This is a genomic window from Colidextribacter sp. OB.20, assembly GCF_009911595.1.
Taxonomy (GTDB): domain Bacteria; phylum Bacillota; class Clostridia; order Oscillospirales; family Oscillospiraceae; genus Lawsonibacter.
Map to the genome: position 1 here is coordinate 1 of NZ_QWKG01000029.1, position 1543 is coordinate 1543.

The window sequence follows — 1543 nt, forward strand, 5'->3', positions numbered from 1 at the left end:
ATAATAACGCACTACAGCAATGAAATTTCGTTCCGAGAAATGAGGCGGGCATATGGGCAAACAGGCGACCATTCGCGATGTGGCAAAGCTGGCAGGAGTGTCTCTGGCCACCGTATCCCGGGTGCTCAATGAGTCTGACTATCCGGTGCGGGAGGAGCTGCGCCAGAAGGTAAGGGCGGCGGTGGAAGAGCTGGACTATGTCCCCAACGCGGTGGCCCGCTCCCTGCGGCGGGAGGCCGTGAAGGATATCGGCCTTGTGATTCCCAACGTCTCCAACCCCTTTTACCTCCAGACCATGCTGGGGGTCAACGACGTGCTGTCCAAAAACGAGTGCAGCATGATTTTGTGCAACACCCTGCGGGATGTGGAGCAGGAGCGGGGCTGCCTGCGTCAGCTCTACGAGCGGCAGACCAGAGGAGTCATTCTGTCCTCGGTGGACGAGAGCGGCGATGTGGTGATGGAGTACAGCCGGAGGGGGATGCGGTTTGTCCTGCTGGATCAGAAGCTGACCGGAGTGGAGAGCACGGGCATCAACTTTGATTCCCGGGCGGGGGCCCGCATGGCGGTGGAGCACCTGATCTCCATGGGTCACAGCCGCATTGCCTTCGCCACCATGCCTATGACGCGCTGGACCCGGGCGGAGATGCACCGGGGCTATCGGGACGCCCTGCTGGGGGCCGGCCTGAGCTATGACGGCTCGCTGATTTATGAGTGGTCTCCCAGCTCCTGGGACGCCAACAGCGACCTGGAGCTTGAAACTGGTCAGTACATCGCCGAGCTGTTCCTGGGCGACGGCTGCCCGGCCACTGCGGTGCTCTGCGTCAATGATATGGTGGCTATCGGCATGATTAAGGTGTTTTTAAAGCACGGAGTCCGGGTCCCGGAGGATATCTCGGTAATAGGCTTTGATGATATTCCCTTTGCCGGGGCCTTTGTGCCCGCCCTGACCACAGTTCACCAGCCGGCTCAGGAGACGGGGCGGCTGGCGGCCATGATGATTTTGAACGCCCTGTCCAGCGACGACGGGGAGCTGACGGTGTCTATGAACCTGACGCCCCGCCTGGTTATCCGGGACACGGCCGCCCCCCCTCACGCAGAGAGGTGAGAATGGCGTCCATCAGCCGGACAGAGGACACCAGCTCCCCCACACGGCCCAGGGCGGCCCCCTCCGCCACGGACAGGAAGTGGACCATACCCGCCTGGTAGCAGCCCTGGTCGTCCAGCACATAGGAGCGGTCGTCCATTTGCAGGACGGGGGGCTGCTTGACAGGGGAGGAGCGCAGGGAGACGGAGAAGCGGGGGTAGTGGACAACGGCGCGCAGCTTGCTTCCCTGGAGCTGCGCCGCAGCGCTCTGCCAGCCGCGGCCGAACAGGGTGACGCAAAGATCGGTGAGGTGGCTTCCGTAGAAGTGCCAGCCGCCAAAAGGGGAGAAGGGGTCGGCCTGGTAGGAGAGCGTGTAGCTACCCTGACAGGGCAGCTTTCCCGCCAGATGCCGGACCTCCTGGGTGAAGCAGATGGTGGAGCCGCCGGTGCAGGGGGTGC

At 63.0% G+C, this 1543-nt stretch carries 2 protein-coding genes; one reads left to right on the top strand and one right to left on the bottom strand.

The window, feature by feature from the left end:
* The first annotated feature begins 52 nt into the window (after positions 1-52).
* Positions 53-1105, top strand: a complete 1053-nt coding sequence (locus tag D1641_RS08785) for a LacI family DNA-binding transcriptional regulator (RefSeq protein ID WP_160664777.1) — start codon at positions 53-55, stop codon at positions 1103-1105.
* On the opposite strand, the gene D1641_RS08790 is transcribed toward D1641_RS08785, so the two are convergent.
* A partial coding sequence (locus tag D1641_RS08790) for a hypothetical protein (RefSeq protein ID WP_160664779.1) occupies positions 1065-1543 on the bottom strand: 479 nt, incomplete at its 5' end. The two genes, D1641_RS08785 and D1641_RS08790, sit on opposite strands and share 41 nt — an antisense overlap.